The sequence below is a fragment of the Marinobacter sp. 1-3A genome (assembly GCF_016597775.1).
GTDB classification, from domain to species: Bacteria; Pseudomonadota; Gammaproteobacteria; order Pseudomonadales; family Oleiphilaceae; genus Marinobacter; species Marinobacter xiaoshiensis.
Window position 1 is genome coordinate 87,117 of sequence record NZ_VCGZ01000012.1, and the last position, 21,342, is coordinate 108,458.

A 21,342-nucleotide genomic window follows, 5' to 3' on the forward strand; every position below is an offset into this window, starting at 1 on the left:
ACCTAGATAACAATAAGCTCAGCGCGCAATGCGCCAGCCTGTTTGAGGGCTTCCAACACAGCCATTACATCGCCAGGAGCCGCACCTACCTGGTTTACAGCCTGCACAATTTCATTAAGCGTAACCGCCGGCCCAAACTTGAACATACGGGCGGGGTCTTCAGTAATAGCAATCTGGCTATCCAACTCGATCGCCGTAGTGCCACCAGAAAATGGCAAAGGCTGCTGAACCGCCGGGTTTTCCTGGATGGTCACCGTAAGGTTGCCGTGAGTAACGGCCGCAGGGCTCACTTTCACATTTTGCCCAACAACAATGGTGCCAGTGCGGCTGTTTATGACGACTTTTGCAGATTCCTCCGCCGGCTCTACTTCGAGATTTTCGAGAATGGACAAAAAGCTCACACGCTGCGACGGGTCGCGCGGGGCGCGGACCGAGATAGCAGTCGCATCATGGGCATAAGCCATATCAGGGCCCAGAAACTCGTTAACCACCTCCACCACGCGCCTGGCCGTAGTGAAATCCGGGCGCATCAGGTTAAAGGTAATCGTGTCACCACGAGTAAATGGCGAGACAATTTCACGCTCAATGGTCGCGCCATTGGGAATTCGGCCAACACTGGGTACGTTTACTGTAATGCGTGAACCGTCCTGCCCCTGAGCGCCAAAACCGCCCACCACAAGACTGCCTTGAGCCATAGCATAAACATTACCATCAGCGCCTTTCAGGGGCGCCATTAGCAGGGTACCGCCACGCAAGCTGTCGGCATTACCGATGGATGAAACGGTTATATCCATTTCCTGCCCCATCTTGGCAAACGGCGGCAAGGTTGCACTGACAGTCACCGCAGCCACGTTCGCCAGGTTCGGGTTTACCCCCTCGGGCAAAGTGATACCAAACTGGTTCATCATGTTTCTAAACGTCTGATTGGTGAATGGTGCTTTATCACCTGTACCATCCAAACCAACCACCAAGCCATAACCCACGAGCTGGTTGTTACGTACTCCTTTGATCCGTGCCAGGTCCTTCAGCCGGTCAGCCATTACAGGCCCTGCCATTACGGCAAGCATCAGTGAGAGAACCACGCACCGGCGAAATGTCATAGGGGCCACCACTCACTGTTGAAGAACCGGGCCAGCCAGCCCATCTGATTCGCCTGATCGAAGTCTCCGGTGCCACCGTATGCAATGCGGGCATCAGCTATACGGCTGGATGCAACTATGTTGCCCGGATCGATATCCTGTGGCCGCACAAGCCCCGTCAGACGCACATATTCATCGCCATTGGTCAGCGAGATCCACTTCTCGCCCCGCACCTTGAGTACGCCATTTGGCAAAACTTCTGTAACCGTTACCGTAATGCTGCCCGCCAGACTGTTGCTCTGATCTGCCTCGGCTTTGCCATTAAAGTCTCTTTCATTCTTGATGGATGTTGCGATACCAAAATCATTCCTGCCCAGAATATTGGGCTCTGGCAGTGAAATATCACTGTCCTTGTTGATCTTGGTTTCCGCATTCTTGCTGGCTCTTGTGGACTCTTTAAGCGTAACTGTCAGCACGTCTCCCACATTCAGCGCAACCGTATCACCATAGAAATTGTAGTTACGGGAACTCTGGTAAATGGCGCCCGACTCCGGATCGCGCTGCATCATGGCTTGAGCACGTACTGGTGCGTAAGCGGGATCATTCGGCTCGGCCCGGGGCCGACTCATGGCCGTACATCCCTGCAACAGGATCAACAGCCAAACCAACAGGAGAGTTCCTGCTGGCCGGGTTATCCAGGTTGATGTAATCGGTTTCATGAGCACACTCCTCACTTCTTTCAGCTTATTAACCAATATTGTTGGTAATGAACTGGAGCATCTGATCGGTAGTAGAAACAACTTTTGAGTTCATCTCGTAAGCGCGTTGGGTGGTAATCATGTTCACCAACTCCTCGACAACTTCCACGTTGGATGACTCGATTACGCCCTGCTCCAAGGTGCCCAGCCCGGCCAGGCCCGGTTCGCCCTCTGTGGGGTCGCCACTGGAATTGGTTTCTTTGAACAGGTTGTTACCAATAGCCTGCAAGCCCTGCGGGTTAATGAAATTCACCAGAGTGATCTGACCAAGGTTCACGGGTGCCGCCTGGTCATCGGTAATGACAGACACAGTGCCATCCTTTCCGATGGTTATGGTGGTCGCGTCTTCAGGTACGTTTATATTGGGCTGGAGCGCATAACCCTCGGGCGTAACCACATCGCCATCGGCATTAAGCTGAAACTGACCATCCCTTGTGTAAGCGGTTTGGCCATCCGGCATTTCAATCTGTAAGAAACCACGGCCATTAACCGCCAGATCAAGAGGCTGCTCGGTAATCTGGAGGTTGCCTTGGCTAAATTGCTTTGCCGTGCCAACAACCCGCACACCCGTACCCAGCTGCAAACCTGATGGCAACTCAGAGTTCTGCGTGTTCATGCCCCCAGGCTGCCGGTTGATCTGATACAGCAAATCCTGGAATACCGCCCGATCTCGCTTGAAGCCCGTGGTGTTCACGTTGGCCAGGTTGTTGGAGATGGTGGACATATTGGTGTCCTGAGCGCTAAGCCCTGTTTTACTAACCCAAAGAGCTGGATGCATTTTTATTACTCCTTGCCGGTGTCTGGTCTGCGGCTAAGATTTGCCGCTTCCGGGCCAGACGGGCGTTGTTTTCAATAGCTATCAAAGATTCTGCAACAGTCGTGCCGCTGCTTCGGAATTCTCGTTTGCAGTGCGCATAACCTTTACCTGCATTTCGTATTGCCGGGAGAGCTGAAGATTGGAAATCATCTCTTCCACAGCATTTACGTTAGAGCTTTCAAGAAACCCGGAGGCCACTCGCATTGCTGCGTCAACAGGCTCACCACCGTCAATTTCCTGCCCCGCCTGGCGCCGGATAAAACCATCCAGCCCCTTCTCAAGGGTATCTGATGGCGGGTTTACCAGCTTTAGCCGGTCAACTTCCACCAACTGATCTGGTGGCCCACCCACCGGGACAATAGAGATAGTGCCATCAGCACCTATCTGAACGTTGTCAAAAGGAGGCAGCGCCACGGGTCCGCCATTACCCAACACCATTTCGCCGGAACCAAGACGTACTAATCCGTTAACATCAATCTGCAAGCTGCCGGAACGGGTAAAAACTTCCTCACCCAGATTGTTCTGAATGGCGAGCCAACCTTCGCCCTCAATCGCGACGTCCAGCTTGCGGCCGGTTTGCATGAGTGCACCTGCAGACAGATCGGTACCGGGACGTTCAGCCATAGCGTATGCACGGGTAGGATGATGCCCCCCAAATACGGGCATACTTCTCGCCTGGGCAAAGTCCTTCTTGAAGCCTGTGGTGCTTACGTTTGCCAGGTTGTTGGCATGGGCACGCTGGGAAAGCATATTCTGCTTGGCGCCAGACATACCTAGATAAAGTGCTTTGTCCATGGGCAAACTCCTGCCGGAATTTTGACTGTTTTCAGTGTTCTTACAGTCGTTCCTGCAGGAGTCATGCCATGTTCATATCAAAGCCGGTTTAGCGGAGGTTGATGATGGTCTGGGTGACCGCATCGGAGGTTTCAATGGTTTTGGCGTTTGCCTGATAGTTGCGCTGGGCAATGATCAGGTTCACCAGTTCGGCAGAAAGATCCACGTTGGACTCTTCCACCGAACTGGCCTTGATGCCACCCAATGTTCCGGTATCAGGCTGGCCAATAACTGGCTGGCCAGATTCGAAGGTTTCAACCCAACTGGTGTCTCCCACAGGTGACAGCCCATCAGTATTGTTAAAACTAGCCAGTGCTACCTGGCCCAAAGCTTTGGATTGACCATTGGTGTAGCGGGCAAACAGCACACCCTGCTTGGATACATCAAGACCAGACAGCCGGCCCGTGGTGTAACCATTTTGGCGCTGGTCATCCACCCCAAAGGACGCACCGTACTGGGTGGTTTCTGCAAGACTCAACACAAAAGCCGACGACGTTGGTGGCTCCGGAATGGGAGTAATCACAGGGGTGCCCGGTGCAGGAGGGCCATCGGCACCGTTAGGCAATCCCTGGCTATCCTTTGGAATCCAGTCTGTGATCAGAATTTCACCACTGACATCCCCGTCAATGGATTGCAGTACACCATCCTGATCAAACCTTGCTGTGTAGGGAGTAACATCTGTGCCCGCTACCATTTCGCCGTCAATCTGCAGATACACGGACCACTCACTCACACCTACACCGTTCCCGGGGGCAGGCTCTTTAACGAAGAACTGCGTCAGCTCATGAGAGTTCCCCAAACTGTCGAAAATTGAGGTGGATGTGGCGTGGTTATAGGTACGCTGATCCTGCGGGTTAAACTCATTGGTAATGCGGATCGGAGATGTCCCATAACTCGTAACAAAGTTACTGGTTGGGCCGCCAGTAGCCGTGAGGCCCAAAATGGTTCGGTCGCCTACGGCATTAACGTCACCAAATACAGTTACAGGACTGGCAGGGTCTATGGATTGAGCAGGATTGCCATTGCCGTAACTGAATTGAATATTCTCGCCCTGGTTATGAACAACATTCAACACACCCGTTGTGCCATCGATTGTGGCGAAGATTGCGCTATCGTTTGTTCGGTTAATTGCGTCACGAAGGTCCGCCAGCGAGTTCACAGAGCTGGTATCTATAGGAATAGGCGCATTGTTAACGCTGAGATTGAATGAAAAAGTCCCCGCCGTTGAAATATAAGTATCGTTGAGCATCGAGCCGGCGGGGGCTGGTGTGGTTGGGTGCTGAATTGGCGCAGTAGTTGTCGCGGAAGCGCTCAGTCCGGGCGCACTGGATATTTGATCGGCCATCGCACGGGCGGTGGGCAATCCCCCCAAGTCTACTGAATAGGAAGGAGTACCATCGGTGTAGCTGACATCGAACATTTCGCCAAGAATGTCATTATAAGACAAGGGCACCACATCCCGCACTCGGGATTCCAGCACGGGTTGGCGGGAATCCAGGTTCACGTCAGTACGCAAACTGGTAGTACGGCGCGGCGCCAGGTTATCGGTGGCAATTTCAAGATTGCCACGAATGCCTGACAGATTACCGTCATCATCGGCCGTATAGCCTTGCACTTTCATAGACTGGTTGTTAACCACAAAACCGTCTTTATCAATAGTGAACTGCCCTGCCCGCGTGTAACGGGTTTCGCCACCGGCATTCAGGATAAAAAAGCCATCACCACTAATGGCCATATCCAAACCGCTATCGGTAAAGCTGATGTTGCCCTGGCTAAAAGACTGTTTGATGTCCTGAACGTTTACGCCGTCACCAATGGGATTGGAACCACCGCTCAAAAAGCCACTGGCATACAGGTCGCCAAACTGAACCTTGCTCCCTTTGAATCCCACAGTACTGGCGTTGGCAATATTGTTGCCGGTCACGTCCAGATCTACCGCCGCAGCCCGCAGGCCACTGAGCCCCGTATTAAAAGCCATAATTCACCCCTGGTCTGACACCGGTATTAATTGATTTGTTGAACATCTGACAGCGCGATGGAACCCATGCCGGCCAGATTGAGAGTAACGGACCCGCCCTGCCCCAAAGACACGCTGTCTACGTTAGCGCTGACAAGGGTTGGAAGCTGCAAGCTGCCCTGCGGATACGATGCTTCAGCCACAATTCGATAAGGGCCTGGCGGCAAGCTATTGCCGTTACCATCCTTGCCGTCCCAGCTGAACGCTTTAACTCCGGCGGAACTGCTGCCAAGATCAATCTGACGAACAAGTTCACCGTTGGGGCTCTGGATAGACAGGCGGACGCCACCGGTGGATGCAGGCACCTGAATATTGCCGGAGATTTCACCCTCCGCACCAAGAATGCCGACTTCTGATGGCGCCAGTACCGTCTTTCCAACCATTGCAGAGGCTTGCAGTGCCTGTGTGGAGCGGAACTGTCCCACTACATCCTGAACCGTGCCGGACAGCTTCTGCATTTCTTCCAGTGAACTGAACTGGGCAAGCTGGGAAATAAACTCACCATTGTCTTGAGGCTCTAGCGGATTCTGGTTTTTCAGCTGTGCCAGCATCAGCTCCATGAACTCGTTTTTGCCGAGGTCGCCTTTGCCGCTGGTACCGCTCTGTGGCTGGCTTCTGTAATTCGCCAGTACATCTGAGGCTTCTGTTGCGTTAATTGCACTCATGATTCAATCCCCGCCCCGTTACTGCTGACCAAGTGTCAGGATGCGCTGCATCATGGATTTAGCCGTGTTCATAATGTCCACGTTCATTTGAAAGCTTCTTGAGGAAGACATCATGTCTGCCATTTCTTCCACCACGTTCACGTTGGGATAAAACACATAGCCGTCTTCATTAGCGGCCGGGTGGTGGGGCTCGTATCGCATTTGCAACTCTGCATCGCTTTCAACAATGCCTTCCACGCGAACGCCCGCACCAGCATCCTCTCCTGCCTGAACCCCAAAACCTTGCTGGCCCGGATTCATCATGGATTGCTGGATCGCCGAGAAAACCGGCTTGCGCGCACGATAGGTAGTATCCGTGCTGGAACTCGCCGTCTCTGCGTTAGCAATGTTTGAAGCGGTAGTATTCAGCCTCAGCGATTGCGCTGTCATACCGGAACCGGCGATATCAAATATGTTGCCCAGTGACATGGTGATACTCCTTCACAAATCGTGGAACTGCGGATTACTCGCCTTTCAGGGCTTTGGTCAGGCCGGTAAATTTACTGTTCAAAAACTGGAAACTCGCCTGGTAATCCATCGCATTACGCATGAACCGGGTCTGTTCTGCCTGGGCGTCCACCGTGTTGCCGTCTACCGAGGGCTGATCTGGTACCCGATACAGCAAATCTGAATCACCCCCACCCGCTGCGGTATCCATATGACCTGCATGGGTTTTCTCCATGCTGATGCCGCTCAAACTGTCCTGGGCTTTCTGCATCATGGCCTGAAAGTCCACATCGCGAGCCTTGAAGCCCGGCGTATCGGCGTTGGCAAGATTGTTCGCCAGGATTTCAGCACGCTGAACCCTCGCCTGCAGCGCATGCTGGTGAATACCAAGAGCTCTATCAAAAGTGATTGCCATACAACCTCCGAAATACTGTCACCAGCCATGTTGAGCTTTGCCGGTTTCGTTCTATGGCAGAACTAAAGCAATGCTGATGCCAGATTTTGGAAGCACACTGAATTCGGGCACTTTAAGGGGATTAAAGAGAGGAGAAGAGCAATAATGCAGATAAAGAAACGGCAAAGCCTGATAAAAGCGGCAAGGTGTTTCCCCCGCTGAATCAGCAGGGGAGGCTGACCTGGCCACTACCCAGGCCAGCGCGCAACAAATTCCGACAACTCAGGTCTGGGAACTGCAGGCTTATTCGAGGATACAGTGCCGGTGTAGAGAAAGCCGATTATTGACTCCCCCTCTTCAAGGCCAAGCCCCTCCAGAACCAGCCGGTTGTATACCAGCTCACCTGTACGCCACATAACCCCATAGCCGGCATCCTGAAGGGAAAGCCCCAGATAACTCATACTGGCACCGGCCGAGAGTATCTGTTCAACTTCCGGAACTTTCGGGTGGGGTTTGGGGGACGCAATTCCCACAATGATCATGGGGGATCTGTGAGCCTTATTGCGTATAATATCGAGCTTCTTATCATCGGTTTTACCTCTTAAATCGGAGTAGCCAACCGCGAGTACCTCACCCAGCGCATCCAGATCTTCACCTTCAATTACCAGATAACGCCATGGGCGCAGCAGCGCATGGTCGGGCGCTCGGGCTGCACACCTGAATGCCCGATCAAGAGTTGCGGCATCAGGAGCTGGCGCTTCCAGCCGTGGCTCAGATGCCCTGTTGAGCAAAAAGTCAGTGACTGAACTCATATCAATAGTTTTCCAATAACTGAATCCGGCCCGGTTTGCCTTCAAACCGTGCCGGTGAATTGTGGGTTATACGTAATACTGCTAACCTTTAGTCGTACTTCCAATCTGTGCTCTCAAAGATGCCTTACAAACTACAAACCAACTTGAATGGTTCCAGCACCATGAGTGATCAGCTTACATGATGAGTGCTCCGGCAGATCTGCGCAATGCCAGCAATAGCTTGGGGAAATCTCTCGCATCCGAGGCTCAGAACAGACCGGTAGCCATCCCCCCTATGCCCGACTATAGCGGGCGAGTATTGGCATATACGGCAACCGCCATCATCATTGTAATGGGGGTCTGGGAAGAAGTATTCCAGACCTGGCACTTGTGGCTGGTTGCCGGCGCCCTGGTCTGGCCCCATGTTGCGCACCTGTTAAGCCGCCGCACGTTTTTGAAAAACTCCCCCCGCATTCGTCAGAAAATGCTGACGGTTGATTGCGTAATTGGAGGTGGCTTTATCGGCTGTATTGGGCTGGTAGCCATTCCATCTGCTTCGGCCGGGCTCATGATGATGTTCAGCGCGCTGATCATAGGAGGCATCAGGCAATGGCTTATTGGCTGCGTGTTCATGGTTGTATCCGCCCTGGCCTTTTTAGCTGTTTTGGGTACTGCAGATTCATTTCAATCACCTCTGCTCACCAGCCTGTCCTCTATACTGGCCACGGGCTTTTACATCTGTGTAACAGCCTTTTACTCGCACCAGCAGGCCCGTGCCCTCATGCTGGCAAAAACCCAGATTCAAAACCAGCGGGAGCAGTCCATAGCGCTCTCCCACAAGCTGTCCAAATACCTCTCTCCCCAGGTATGGCAATCCATTTTTACCGGGGAAAGGGACGTGCGCCTTGAAACCCAACGTAAAAAGCTGGCCGTATTTTTCTCCGACATAAAAGGCTTTACCGAACTGTCGGAAGAAATGGAGCCAGAAGCGCTTACTGAATTGCTCAACCACTACTTCAACGGTATGTCTGAAGTGGCCCTCAGGTATGGTGGCACCATCGACAAGTTCGTGGGCGACTCCATCATGATTTTCTTTGGCGATCCCACAAGCCGCGGCCAGCGGGAAGACGCCTTTGCCTGCGTGTCCATGGCTATTGATATGCGCAAGCACATGAAAATCATGCGTCAAAAATGGCGCAGCCAAGGCATAAAATCTCCCCTTGAAATTCGCATGGGCATCAGCACCGGCTACACAACCGTAGGCAACTTTGGCGCTGAAAACCGTATGGACTACACCATTATTGGCAAGGAGGTGAACCTGGCCAGCCGGTTGGAATCTCTCGCAGAGCCAGGGGAAATTCTCGTTTCCTACGAGACCTTCTCACTGATTAAAGACCGGATCATGTGCCGTGATAAAGGCGAAATCACCGTGAAGGGCTTCGGCCGCCCTGTGCCCATCTACGAAGTTGTAGACTTCCGCAGGGACATGGGACCAAATCGCAGCTTCATGGAGCATGAACACAGCGGCTTTGCCATGTACCTGGATTCGGAAAAAATCACCGGCAAAGAACGGCAGAGTATCCTCAATGCTCTGGAAGATGCCGCAGAGCGATTGCGGCATGAAGAAGACAGCGCCCGGGACTGATTACTGACGAATCAGCCTGGGGCCAACCTGCTCTTCCGGCTCCGTACTGCGCCAGGGGTTGATATCCAATCCACCCCGGCGAGTATAGCGGGCACAGACTGTCAGGCTCTCAGGCTTGCAGCGACTCAACAAATCCGTAAACAAGGTTTCCACACAATGCTCGTGGAAGTCCTGCTTCTGCCGAAAACTCACGATGTAGCGCAACAACCCCGCACGATCGATGGCAGAGCCGGTATAGCTTATCAGCACCGTGCCCCAATCCGGCTGCCCGGTAACGGGGCAGTTACTCTTCAACAGGTGTGAGCACAACTTCTCGGTAACCACCGGCCCGCTGGCTGCAAGCGACTCCGGTGCATACTCATACACCACATCCTCAACCTTTTCGTTATCAATCAACTGGTATCCCGAGGGGCGCCCGGTGGCGGTATCTGACTCATCCACACTCAAAAGCCGGACATTCACTGCCGCACCGCACACGCTGGAAAGGTCTGCAGTGACCGTTTCCTCAACCTGATTACCGGATGAGAACACGGTTTGATTCAGGGAGTTCAGATAGAGCTTGAGCGACTTGGACTCAACAAGCGACGGAGACGCTGCCGGAAACCGGATCTCTGCCCAGGCAACTGTGGGAATACCGCCGGGGCGTAACCAGGAGATTTCCCAAGCCTGCCACAAATCGCCCCCAAACCAGGGCCAGCGCCCATCCTCAAGACCGATTCGTCGGCGATTTTCATCCCGTGCTACCGGGAAAAGAAGGGATGGATCGTACCGATCCGGGTAGTCGCTGGTTTTGCCAAGCGGGGCATTATCAAGAGCCATAAAACGTCCTAAACATAACAGTTGCCAGAAGTTGGATTGGCATCAATGCCTGATACCCTTGCCCCGCGCCAGCAGTTTGAGCGCGATAAAGGAAAGCACAAAGATGAACACCAGAATCATCCCAAGAGACACAAACGGGTTTACATCAGAAACGCCGAGTATGCCAAACCGGAAGCCGTTTACCATATACAGAATCGGGTTCGCCATAGACACGCCCTGCCAGAAGTCCGGTAGCAGGTCGATGCTGTAAAACACCCCTCCCAGGTAGGTTAACGGTGTCAAAACAAAGGTGGGCACGATGGAAACATCGTCAAACTTCGTCGCCAGCAGCGCGTTAATAAAGCCGCCCACCGCAAACAGTGCCGATGTCAGAAACACCGTCACCACAACCATGGGTAAGTTGTGTATCTTCAGCTGCGTAAAGGCAAGAGACAGCACGGTGACAATCACACCAATTCCCAGCCCACGCGCCATGCCTCCCGTCACGTAGCCCGCAAGTATCACCCAGTTAGGCACAGGTGAAACAAGCAGTTCTTCAACACTGCGCTGAAACTTCATGGAAAAAAACGATGACACCACGTTGGCGTAGGAGTTGGTGATAACCGCCATCATGATGAGCCCGGGCACAATAAACGACATATAGTCGAAACCACCCATCTCACCGATTCTGGAGCCAATCAGGTTGCCAAATATAATAAAGTAGAGCGTCATAGTGACTGCAGGCGGCAGCAGCGTCTGGGGCCAGATACGGGTAAACCGACGAATTTCCCGCAGCACAATGGTGCTGTACGCGGTGAACAGAGCCTGAGCATTCATGCCCTGCCCTCCGTTATGCTTTCGCCTTCGGGAGCATTGGATTCCACCATGCGAATAAACAACTCTTCAAGCCTGTTTGCCTTGGTGCGCATACTGATAACTTTAATACCCTGCTGCCCCAACTGCATGAATACATCGTTCAGCGCTTGCCCCTTGTGTACGTCCACTTCCAGAACACCCTCATCGTCTAGCCGGCAGGTAAAACCCTCCAGCTCGGGCGTCTTATCCAACGACACCTCGGTATCAAGCAGAAAGGTCTCAAGGCTCAGCTGCTGTAACAACTCCCGCTTGCTGGTATTCCGAACAATACGACCATGATCAATAATGGCGATGTTCCGGCACAACGCCTCCGCCTCTTCCAGATAATGGGTCGTGAGAATGATGGTGGTGCCCTGCCGGTTCATTTCCTCAAGAAATGACCACATGGAACGCCGAAGTTCGATATCTACGCCCGCTGTAGGTTCATCAAGAATCAGCAATTTGGGTTCATGCACCAAGGCACGGGCAATCATCAGCCTGCGCTTCATGCCACCAGAGAGCATACGTGCCGGAGTATTTCGCTTATCCCACAGACCGAGTTTTTTCAGGTACTTTTCTGCGGAAACAGCCGCTTTTTTCAGTGGGATTCCGTAATAGCCCGCCTGAATGGTGACAATATCAAACACCTTTTCAAACTGGTTAAAATTGAACTCTTGTGGCACCACACCAAGATGCATTTTTGCTGCAGAAAGATGGGTATCAATATCGTAGCCAAATACGCTTACCTTGCCGGCACTTTTGGTAACCAGTGAGCACACAATGCCCAACGTGGTAGATTTACCAGCGCCATTTGGGCCCAGCAGGGCAAAGAAATCGCCTTGTGTCACCTTCAGGTCAATTCCCTTAAGCGCTTCAAACCCACTACCGTAGGTTTTGGTAAGCCCCTCGATTTCCAGAGCGTTGGTCATAAAAGGTTCCGATTAAAATAAGCAGTGTTCAGGGAACACTCTTTTATTGAGGCTTATCACGTTTTTTCAAGTCGCGCACGCGCTCACTCGGGCCCCGTGAAATCTGCAAACTGCGACAGGTATCCCGATATACCCTGATTGGGCTCCCTATAATGCGGTTACAACAATTTACAGAAGGCCGTCCATGACTGCTCAGCTGGCACGGCCCAACTTCAGGGAATGTACAACGAACCATGGCTGCCGTTCACCTTGCTCGCCCACTCTTTACTCTGCCCCGCGCGTTCATTGCTGCGCTGATTGTCGTACCTCTTCTTTCTGGCTGTCTGGACAGTGACAGCAACAATAATAATGATGGCCCGAGCACAGGGACCATAAACGCACTGGGTGTGAGCGGGCTAAGCTATCAAACCGCCAGCCAATCCAATAAAACCGATACCAAAGGCCAATTCCTGTATTACCCGGGTGAGACACTCCGCCTCAAAGTTGGCAATCTGCTTCTGGCGGAGGACGTACCTGCACAGGAATGGGTCACGTTGCTTGAGTTTTTACCGGAAGTGCGCAGCCAACTGACAACACCCGCCGTCGATGCTGAAGGTCTCAGCACTCACAAAATTACCGAACAGCAGCTCATTACAAACGTATCATTGACCAACCTCACCCGCTTTCTCATGTCACTCAACTGGTCTGAGAACCTGCGGGAAGGCAAAGGCATCGATATCCGTGACCGCGTAATACAACAGCTGAACGCAGCCCTGCCCGATCTCAGCAGCCCAATTGATTTTCGCGTAAGTGAAGCCGAATTTAATGCAACAGGTGCCTCGCCGTCTCCCGCTAATCAACTGCTGACCAGCATCTGTTTTTACCCGCCAGATGATGAACTGTGTAAAGCGCCCCCGACTGACGAAGAGATAGACATGGCCCCTGAACGCCCGGAAGACGAAGCGCTCTGGGACCCGAATGTTGAGTACAAGGAAGATCTGCGCAACAAAAGACAACGCATTCTTGACTCGGTTCGCTCCATGGAGGATGTCGATGCTGAAGATGCCAGGCTCTATTTAACCCGGGAGCTGGATAGCATTTCGACCACAATTGGGAACCGATATTATCTGGAAAATCACGTAGCCAAGCACTCGGCTAGCGACACTGGAATAAAGCGGTTTGAAATACGTCGTATTGGCGGCAGTGCTGAGCTTGCCGATATTGAAGCCATTACAACCCGACCACAAGATGTGGGCGTGCACTCTTTTAGTTGGCAAACGGCAGATGTGGAATATTTTGTAGACGGACCTGCCGGTGGCGAGTCCGAGCTTGTGACCAGCTTCTTGCCAGAATCTACTTACCGGTGGGTACGGAAGACTCTGCGAGTTGTTATTACACCGTAAAAACGGTTATCGACTGATTAACCGGCTCACACTCCAACGGGATTCTGAGCCGGTAACATCGTAACCAGCCGGATTCAGGCCCTCGGTTCCGTGAGCAAGGCACTCCCTGATAGCCAGAACCTGGGCTGCTGAACGGTTCTCGTTATATTTCGCAAGATCAACAACCTTGGCCGCTTTCAGAGGCGAATGGTTACTATCTGACATCACCATCACCTTCGGCCATAAACGGCGCTCGGGAGAATGCGACACCACAATGCCGCGCTGCCCATCGGTCAATTCCACAAGGCTGCCCGTTGGGTAAATGCCTATAGCACGTATAAACCCTTCAACAAGCTCATCCTGAAACTCTATGTTGCGCATATCATAAAGTAGCGTTACGGCTCTTGCAGGCGTCATCGGTTCACCCAAACCTTCCCTGGGCTCAATGAGCGATTCGAAGAACTCTGCAATCCCGGCAATCTTGGCCAGCAAGGGAATTCTGTCGCCCCGAATACCTTCAGGAAAACCCGAACCGTTATGGCGCTCACGGTGGCCCTGCACAACACTGAGAACCGCACGGGAAAGCCCGCTATCCTCCAGCATTGCCATACCTTTTTCGACATAGCTCCGGTACAACGCAAATTCTTCCGGACCCAACTGCCCCTCCCGACTGAGCAGATCTTGAGGTAGCTGGGTTTTACCTACTTGAGACAACAGACAACCCAATCCAAGATGACTCAGCAAGCCTTCATTCAAACCAAGCTGACGGCCGCAAACCAGCGCCCAAACGCAAGTGTTGAGAGCATGCCGGTACATATGGTTATCATGCTGCTGAATACGGCTCAGCCATAACAGCGCATCTGGCTGGCGAATAACGCTACGCACCATTTTATTGATCACGGCAGCAACCGGGCGCAGGTCACGGGTTTCCTGAGTATTTATAGCGGAGTAAAGCCGCTCAAGGGCAGTGCCAGCGTCTTCAAGCAGGTGTTTGGAGGTTTTCATTTCACGCTTCAGCGTGGTACTTGCCTGATACTTTACCGGCTCACGTATGCTGAGCGGCGGCAGCTGGAGCTGTTCACGGCCATCATTCTTCTGCTGGCCCCTTCTTCCAAAAGGCGACCGCGAAATTCGCGTAAGCTCAACGGAATCTCGTGATTCTGCAACGTCGATGGACACCCATTTACAATGGGAGACAAGCGCGCGAATATCGTCTTCGGAACGGATGTGGAAACCCTGAATAGGGAACGGAGTCTGATGCCACGGCCGATCAAGGTCAGACACAAACATGCCCACCTCAAGATCATGCACCGCTACTTTTTTCTGACAGACACCCACCGCATCACTCCTTGAGCAAAATACTTCTTCGATTGCTACTATTTTCAATCGACGAAAGGGAATAGTCCATTACATTTTGGTAGCTTAAAGTAACAGCGGGAACACAAACAGTAACGACTATATTCAGCCGGAAACCGAGTGTAGCAGCGTGACAGACATCACAATGTTTACCTTAGCCAGGTCACTAAATACCAATCACTCGGCTTCACATACCGAACGCTCAAACTTTGGAGGGCGAGCATTGAGAGAGCCCCTTGGCGCCTTGCGAGAGTAAACAGCATAAGGCACCGTTGACGCCCGAATATAGTCAACACTCACCGCCTCTTTACCTACGCCCTGCACAGGAGAAACCGGCTCACAGGCAACCAGAAGCTCCAAACGGCCGGGGATGTCTGCAATTCTCGCTTCCGGATCAGCAGAATTCACCGACATACACAGACTACCCGCATCTGCCGGCTGTCCACTTTGTGCCAGCTGATCTTGCCCGCTCTGCCCGCAGGCACGGATCCCTTCACCACAGCCTCCTGCCTCAGCATGGCTGTCATCATAAAGCTTCCAGACTCGCTCACTGCACTGGGTTTCAAGAGTTAAAGGCGTGGCGCGGTCGGATAAAACCCACCAACCAGGGTATTCGGCGGTGTCCCAGGACAGACGCACAGTGCGTGGCTCTCCCTTCGAGTTTTCAGCGGGGAACATAGCGTAGTGGGAGTAATAGGTTGCACAGCCCGCTTGAGTCACCAACAACCCGGCGATAACCAGCAGACGCGCGAAACCATTGCTAAAAGAGGCATTAAATCGGGAAGCAGTCATGATACCTAATCTATTCATGGGGAATATGTGGGCAATGCCGTTTGCCAAGGTGTCCTAGTTTACGCTTTCATCAAATTGCAAACCGTATCCATCGATGGTTTTGCGAACAACAACCATATCCAGCACGGGTGCCGGAATGGGAAGGCCTTGCACCTGCACACTCACTCTGTCACCCATTTCCGGAACGAACGGCTCATTCTCTACCACTATAAACACGCCGCCATCCGATATGTCCCGGGTACAAAACAGAAACTCCCCCAGTCGTTCGTGGGTTACTTTTACCTTGGCACTCATCGCGGTGCGACAGTGTATTCTGCGGTCATCTACAGGCATCAACAAGGTTCCACTGCTCAACTACGGTACATTGTAGATTATTATGTGTTTATACGAATTATATCGTGTGCGCATCAATGCAAAGAATAACACCATTTTGAAGAAGTACACCAAAGGGAATATTGACAACACTTGTAATAGAAATGAGAATGGTTGGCGTTTACAGGTCACAGCGCATCTTAAACACTGATGCGAACCCAAACAGACTCATTAAAGGATGCACTATGCGCATGAAACTCGCTGCAACTGCGGCAATCGCCCTCACCGCTCTTCCCCTTGCCGCCTCCGCAGACGGCGAAGTGAATATCTACTCGTACCGCCAGGCGTATCTTCTTGAGCCTCTGTTAAACGCTTTTGAAAAAGAGACCGGCATCAAGAGCAATGTTGTGTTTGCAAAGCAAGGTCTGGCCGAGCGCCTGGAGCGTGAGGGTCGCAACAGCCCAGCCGACGTTGTGATGACCGTAGACATCTCTCGCCTTAACGAACTGGTAGAGCGCGATCTGGTACAAGGCCTGGATAACGACGTACTGGAGAAAAACATACCGGAAAACCTTCGCCATCCTGAAGGCAAGTGGTTTGGCCTCACTACCCGTGCGCGCCTGATTTTCACTTCCAAAGAGCGCGTTGAAGAAGGTGAAATCACAACCTACGAGCAACTGGCTGACCCCAAGTGGGATAACCGCATCTGTACCCGCAGCGGCAAGCACCCTTATAACATTGCTCTGATCTCATCCATGATTTCCCACCACGGCGAAGCCGAGACGGAAACCTGGCTCAAGGGCCTTAAAGACAACCTCGCCCGCAAGCCACAGGGCGGCGACCGCGACCAGATTAAAGCCATAGCGGAAGGCGTGTGTGATGTGTCTATCGGCAACAGCTACTACTACGGCAATATGCTGCAGGATGAGAGCCAGCGCCCAACGGCAGAAGCCGTTCGACTGGTGTTCCCCAACGCCGACGGCCGTGGAACTCACATCAACATCAGTGGCATCTCCCTGACCAAGAGCACCCCGAACCGGGACAACGCAATCAAGCTGATGGAATTCCTGTCTTCACCGGAAGCTCAGGGCATTTACGCTGAGGCGAACACTGAATATCCTGCAAACCCGAACGTAACACCGACTGGCCTGGTAGCAGAATGGGGCAAAATCCAGCCAGACAGCCTTTCCCTCCAGGAAATTGCAGACAAGCGCAACGCAGCTGTGAAACTGGTTGACCGCGTAGATTACGACGGCGAGTAAAAATGCTTTGGCGAGGGTGGCACAAACAACCACCCTCGCTTTACCTTTAAATCGACCAGCCAAATGACACCAATCATTGCAGCGGCTATTTGAGCTGACTACAATCCCTACCCTTCAACGTTAAACCCTATTCCATCTTTATTTGTTAACAGGAACCCTATGAGCGAGGTTGCGACCAGCGTTAACCCCGGGCTTACCCAGCCCCTGCTGGCAAAGCGCACTTCACGCCGCTGGTTGTTCAGCGCCGCACTCACCACAGCCATCGTCGCACTACCGGTTCTCTCTGTTATATTCCTGGCCTTCTTCCCTGAAGAGAATATTTGGCCACACCTGCTGGACACCACACTCCCCCGCTATCTTGTAACAACAATTAAACTCATGGCCGGAGTAGGTGCCATTACTCTGGTCATCGGCCTTTCAACCGCCTGGGCCGTCACCATGTGCGAATTCCCGGGGCGCAAGTTCTTTGAATGGGCCATGCTGCTGCCGTTTGCCGTGCCTGCGTACGTTATTGCCTATGTTTACACCAGCCTTCTGGATTATGCTGGCCCCGTACAAGGTGCTCTGAGAGATATCTTTGGCTGGACCAACGCCGCGGATTACTGGTTCCCGGAAATCCGCAGTCTGGAAGGGGCCACGTTAATGATCGGCCTTGTGCTTTACCCATACGTTTACCTTCTTGCCCGCGCCGCCTTTCTGGAACAGTCGCCCTCCTTGTTTGCTGTTAGCCGCAGCCTTGGCCACTCAGCGCTGAGCACGTTTTTCAAAGTGGTATTACCCATCGCCCGCCCTGCCGTTGCTGTTGGCCTGTCACTGGTATTGATGGAAACACTGAACGATTTTGGCACCGTCGACTTCTTTGCGGTTCAAACACTGACAGCAGGCCTGTTTGACACCTGGATGAACCTGGGCAACCTGGGCGGTGCCGCGCAGATAGCCACCACCATGCTCATCTTTGTTGTGATCCTGGTCACCCTTGAACGCTATTCCCGCCGGCGCCAGCAACAGTTCGCAGCGCGAGACAACCGCGACCCTATCCGCCGTTTCACCATGTCATTCCCCCGACAACTGATATGCGTAGCCGTTTGCGCTGTGCCAGTAGTGCTCGGCTTTGTCATTCCCGGGGTCACACTTGGCGTTTATGCCTGGGAGTATTTTGGTGAAAGCTGGAACCCGGATTTTGTACGCAACACCTTTAACAGCCTATTCCTTTCTGGAACCGCGGCCCTGACCACCCTTTTGATCGGCGTAACCCTTGCGTACAGCCGCAGGCTCCACAACACCCGTGGCATGCAGGTGCTCATGCGCCTCTCAAGCCTGGGATACGCCATGCCGGGGGCGGTACTGGCAGTAGGTGTGATTGTGCCCCTGGCGGGCTTTGACAACTGGCTGGACAGCCTGATGCGGGATTACTTCGGTGTGAGCACCGGCCTGCTGCTGAGCGGCTCAGCCTTCGCTATTGTGTTTGCGTATACCGTGCGCTTCCTGGCGGTGTCTGCCGGCAGTGTGGAAAGTGCTCTGCAGAAGATTACCCCGAGCATGGACATGGCCTCGCGGTCACTGGGCAACAGCCCAGGCAAAACATTGGTAAAAGTGCACCTGCCCATGCTACGCGGAACCCTTATAACCGCTGCACTGGTGGTGTTTGTGGACTGCATGAAAGAGTTACCGGCCACCCTGATACTCCGGCCATTTAACTTTGAAACACTGGCTACTTACGTGTATCAGTTTGCCTCTGATGAACGCCTGTACCACAGCGCCCTACCTGCCCTGATTATTGTATTGGCCGGCATTATTCCAATCATTCTGATGAGCCGGTCCATCTCCAATACCCGCTCTATGGCCTGATACACCTCAAAGCTGCGGTGTTACTTTTGAGCGGGCATCCTGAACCACAAACCTGCCCTGAAACACCGCCACCGGATCACCCTTGGGCAAAGGGTTCGGTTTGCCGCAGAACACTTCTGTGGTCAAATCCAGACGCCCCTTACCATGCCTTGCCAGACTCCTCCTGAAACGCTCGGGAATTTCATCCCCTGGCAAGCGACAAATGGCGTAGAAATCAGTGGTCACTGGCTCAAGGTAATCAATACTTCCTGTCTGCACCACCACATTTCCCTTCAACCCAAGATCGGCCAGCGCAAGCTCCGTGAGGCTCCAGGCTGCCGTTACGGCCACCGAATAAACACTACCGCCAAAACCGGTACCCTGGTGATTGATGTTAGGTGCAAGCGGTGCACTGAGAAGCAACGAACTGCCATCCCATGAATGCAGTTCAATGCCCAGGGCGCGGGAAAGTGGAATTTCCTCATGGATGCGCCGTTGGAATGCGGAAAGCTGAGCCATAACCCCCTCCTGATGTGAGTTAATTCTATGCCCGCCATTCGCCTTTCCCAATGCGACCAATGTCGGTTCCAAAACGCATCAGGCCCAGCGCGAGCCGGGCCTGATTTGAAAACAAAACGGATTATGCGTTACTGCCAAACTACCTTCTTCTTTTGCGCATACCATTCGTTTACTTTGCCTTCGTAAGTGTCTTCCACCACGTTCCGCTTCAGCTTCAGCGTTGGTGTCAGGAAGCTGTTTTCGATACTCCACTCATCGCTAACAATAATAACGAAGGCCAATTGCTCATGGGGATCCACAGTTTTGTTCACCCTTTCAACCAGCTCCGTTAATTCTTCCTCAAGCTCCTTACGCACGCTCGGATCGCCAAGCTTGGGCCTGATGCCTTCGGCCAACTGAATCATGGCAAAGGGCTGGGTCTGGTTGGCACCAGACACACAAACCAATTCGATAGACTGATTTGCCATCAACTTGTTTTCAATAGGCGCAGGGGCGATGTACTTACCCTTACTGGTCTTGAAGATTTCCTTCATCCGGCCAGTGATTTTCAGGCGGCCCATCTCGTCGATTTCGCCCTTATCGCCGGTTTTCAGGTAGCCGTCTTCGGTAAAGACACCTTTGGTTTGTTCCTCATCCTTGTAGTAGCCCATCATAGTTGCCGGGCTTTTGATCAGGATTTCACCCGCGGGGCTAATCTTGGTGTCTACTCCTGGCATGGACTCGCCCACATAACCGGTACGGGAACGCCCTGGCTTGTTGATATGGGAATAGGCAAAGTTCTCCGACATGCCGTAGCCCTCGAGCAACTCCAGGCCGAGGTTGCGATACCAATCCAGCACATCACCGGCCAGCGGAGCAGACCCACTACCAGCCAGCTTGACTTTATCGAGGCCCAGCCCCTTGAGAACTTTCTTTTTGATCAGCTTGCTTACCACAGGAATCTTCAGCAGCTTGTTAAGCTTCTTCTGCGGGAGCTTCTGCAGAACACCTTGCTGGAACCGCACCCACAGCCGTGGCACTGAAAGGAACAGTGTTGGCTGCGCCCGCTTCATGTCGTCAACAAAGGTGTCGAGAGATTCTGCAAAAAACAGATGAAAGCCTGCGTACAACGACGCCAGCTCCACAAACGTACGTTCAAACACGTGCGCCAGCGGCAAGTAAGACAACATGCGCTCATTGGCACCAACCTGCAGAACCTCCATGCCACCTTCGGCTGCAAATGCCATATTACGGAAGCTCAACATCACGCCTTTAGGCTTTCCGGTGCTGCCCGAGGTGTAAACAATGGTTGCCAGCTCGTCTGCATCGCGCTGAACCTTCTCTTCAAGAGGCGGATACTTGGCAACAATGTCATCCCAGGTTTCAAAGTCGTTGGGGGGGCTCAGGGGGAAAGAAATACAGCGAACAGATTCAGGAACGCCCGGTTTCATCATATCCCAGTCGTCCAGTTTGCCTACGAACAGAACATCGCATTCGGCGTGGTTCAGTACGTAGTTGACTGTGTCTGCGTTGAGCGTTGGATACAAAGGCACGGAAATGTGGCCAGCCATCCAGATCGCCCAATCGGTCATAATCCAGTGCGCGCAGTTTTTGGAAATCAGGCCTACGCGGCTTTTCTCTGGCAGGTTCAGAGATTTCAGATAAGACGCCATGCGACGCGCTTCATCAACGGCCCTCCCCCATGTGTACTCCACCACCTTGCCATCACCGATGGGCTGAGTCATATAAAGGGAATTCGACTTGGCAGCCTCCCAGTGATAGACCATATCCAGCGGAAGCTTATTTTTTGTTTGCATGGATTTTCCTTGCTTTCGTTATTTGATTTATAAGGGCATTATTTAGACT

The 21,342-nt window shown here is 52.8% G+C and carries 21 protein-coding genes; 4 read left to right on the forward strand and 17 right to left on the reverse strand.

Going from position 1 to position 21,342, the window contains the following annotated elements; genetic code table 11:
• Window positions 1-2: 2 nt before the first annotated feature.
• The 9 genes from FE848_RS16780 to FE848_RS16820 form a co-directional block, all read right to left on the reverse strand.
• Entirely contained in the window at window positions 3-1,100 is a 1,098-nt protein-coding gene (locus FE848_RS16780; RefSeq protein ID WP_200204999.1) for a flagellar basal body P-ring protein FlgI, read from the reverse strand.
• Window positions 1,097-1,798: a flagellar basal body L-ring protein FlgH gene (flgH, locus tag FE848_RS16785; protein WP_200205000.1), complete on the reverse strand. Its 702-nt coding sequence runs from the start codon at window positions 1,796-1,798 to the stop codon at window positions 1,097-1,099. Before flgH ends, FE848_RS16780 begins: the two co-directional genes overlap by 4 nt.
• Window positions 1,799-1,826: 28 nt before the next feature.
• Window positions 1,827-2,615 (reverse strand): flagellar basal-body rod protein FlgG, encoded by a 789-nt coding sequence (flgG, locus tag FE848_RS16790; protein WP_200205001.1) that lies wholly within the window; start codon window positions 2,613-2,615, stop codon window positions 1,827-1,829.
• Between the two features lie 81 nt (window positions 2,616-2,696).
• Window positions 2,697-3,449, reverse strand: a complete 753-nt coding sequence (locus FE848_RS16795; RefSeq protein ID WP_200205002.1) for a flagellar basal body rod protein FlgF — start codon at window positions 3,447-3,449, stop codon at window positions 2,697-2,699.
• An 88-nt stretch (window positions 3,450-3,537) separates the two neighbouring features.
• Window positions 3,538-5,466 (reverse strand): flagellar hook protein FlgE, encoded by a 1,929-nt coding sequence (locus FE848_RS16800; RefSeq protein WP_200205003.1) that lies wholly within the window; start codon window positions 5,464-5,466, stop codon window positions 3,538-3,540.
• Window positions 5,467-5,492: 26 nt separating this feature from the next.
• Window positions 5,493-6,170 (reverse strand): flagellar hook assembly protein FlgD, encoded by a 678-nt coding sequence (locus FE848_RS16805; protein ID WP_200205004.1) that lies wholly within the window; start codon window positions 6,168-6,170, stop codon window positions 5,493-5,495.
• An 18-nt stretch (window positions 6,171-6,188) separates the two neighbouring features.
• Entirely contained in the window at window positions 6,189-6,638 is a 450-nt protein-coding gene (gene flgC, locus FE848_RS16810) for a flagellar basal body rod protein FlgC (RefSeq protein WP_200205005.1), read from the reverse strand.
• Window positions 6,639-6,672: 34 nt separating this feature from the next.
• The gene (flgB, locus tag FE848_RS16815) at window positions 6,673-7,071 is read right to left on the reverse strand and encodes a flagellar basal body rod protein FlgB (RefSeq protein ID WP_200205006.1); all 399 of its coding nucleotides are present in this window, start codon (window positions 7,069-7,071) and stop codon (window positions 6,673-6,675) included.
• 227 nt (window positions 7,072-7,298) lie between these two features.
• A complete protein-coding gene (locus FE848_RS16820; protein WP_200205007.1) occupies window positions 7,299-7,862 on the reverse strand; it encodes a nitroreductase in 564 nt (187 codons plus the stop codon).
• A gap of 178 nt (window positions 7,863-8,040) precedes the next feature.
• Between FE848_RS16820 and FE848_RS16825 the strand changes: the two genes are divergently transcribed.
• A complete protein-coding gene (locus FE848_RS16825) occupies window positions 8,041-9,486 on the forward strand; it encodes an adenylate/guanylate cyclase domain-containing protein (RefSeq protein WP_200205008.1) in 1,446 nt (481 codons plus the stop codon).
• Here FE848_RS16825 and queF read toward each other — a convergent pair whose 3' ends face one another.
• The 3 genes from queF to FE848_RS16840 are packed head-to-tail and all read right to left on the reverse strand — an operon-like array spanning window position 9,487 to window position 12,068.
• Window positions 9,487-10,305: an NADPH-dependent 7-cyano-7-deazaguanine reductase QueF gene (gene queF / locus FE848_RS16830; protein WP_200205009.1), complete on the reverse strand. Its 819-nt coding sequence runs from the start codon at window positions 10,303-10,305 to the stop codon at window positions 9,487-9,489.
• 42 nt (window positions 10,306-10,347) lie between these two features.
• The gene (locus FE848_RS16835) at window positions 10,348-11,121 is read right to left on the reverse strand and encodes an ABC transporter permease (RefSeq protein WP_200205010.1); all 774 of its coding nucleotides are present in this window, start codon (window positions 11,119-11,121) and stop codon (window positions 10,348-10,350) included.
• Entirely contained in the window at window positions 11,118-12,068 is a 951-nt protein-coding gene (locus FE848_RS16840) for an ABC transporter ATP-binding protein (protein WP_200205011.1), read from the reverse strand. Before FE848_RS16840 ends, FE848_RS16835 begins: the two co-directional genes overlap by 4 nt.
• A 233-nt stretch (window positions 12,069-12,301) precedes the next feature.
• On the opposite strand from FE848_RS16840, the gene FE848_RS16845 reads away from it, so the two are divergent.
• Window positions 12,302-13,450, forward strand: coding sequence for a hypothetical protein (locus FE848_RS16845; protein WP_227715417.1), 1,149 nt, complete (start codon window positions 12,302-12,304; stop codon window positions 13,448-13,450).
• Between the two features lie 6 nt (window positions 13,451-13,456).
• Here FE848_RS16845 and FE848_RS16850 read toward each other — a convergent pair whose 3' ends face one another.
• From FE848_RS16850 to FE848_RS16860, 3 genes are all read right to left on the reverse strand, one after another.
• Window positions 13,457-14,767: an HD-GYP domain-containing protein gene (locus tag FE848_RS16850; protein WP_200205012.1), complete on the reverse strand. Its 1,311-nt coding sequence runs from the start codon at window positions 14,765-14,767 to the stop codon at window positions 13,457-13,459.
• 195 nt (window positions 14,768-14,962) lie between these two features.
• A complete protein-coding gene (locus FE848_RS16855) occupies window positions 14,963-15,577 on the reverse strand; it encodes a hypothetical protein (RefSeq protein WP_227715419.1) in 615 nt (204 codons plus the stop codon).
• A gap of 54 nt (window positions 15,578-15,631) precedes the next feature.
• The gene (locus FE848_RS16860; RefSeq protein WP_200205013.1) at window positions 15,632-15,910 is read right to left on the reverse strand and encodes a PilZ domain-containing protein; all 279 of its coding nucleotides are present in this window, start codon (window positions 15,908-15,910) and stop codon (window positions 15,632-15,634) included.
• 224 nt (window positions 15,911-16,134) lie between these two features.
• On the opposite strand from FE848_RS16860, the gene FE848_RS16865 reads away from it, so the two are divergent.
• Entirely contained in the window at window positions 16,135-17,151 is a 1,017-nt protein-coding gene (locus FE848_RS16865; protein ID WP_200205014.1) for a Fe(3+) ABC transporter substrate-binding protein, read from the forward strand.
• A 159-nt stretch (window positions 17,152-17,310) separates the two neighbouring features.
• Window positions 17,311-18,999 (forward strand): ABC transporter permease, encoded by a 1,689-nt coding sequence (locus tag FE848_RS16870; protein WP_200205015.1) that lies wholly within the window; start codon window positions 17,311-17,313, stop codon window positions 18,997-18,999.
• Window positions 19,000-19,005: 6 nt separating this feature from the next.
• On the opposite strand, the gene FE848_RS16875 is transcribed toward FE848_RS16870, so the two are convergent.
• Together FE848_RS16875 and FE848_RS16880 are read right to left on the reverse strand one after the other, a co-directional pair.
• Window positions 19,006-19,497, reverse strand: coding sequence for a thioesterase domain-containing protein (locus tag FE848_RS16875; RefSeq protein ID WP_200205016.1), 492 nt, complete (start codon window positions 19,495-19,497; stop codon window positions 19,006-19,008).
• Window positions 19,498-19,625: 128 nt separating this feature from the next.
• Window positions 19,626-21,293: an AMP-binding protein gene (locus tag FE848_RS16880; RefSeq protein WP_200205017.1), complete on the reverse strand. Its 1,668-nt coding sequence runs from the start codon at window positions 21,291-21,293 to the stop codon at window positions 19,626-19,628.
• Window positions 21,294-21,342 lie beyond the last annotated feature (49 nt).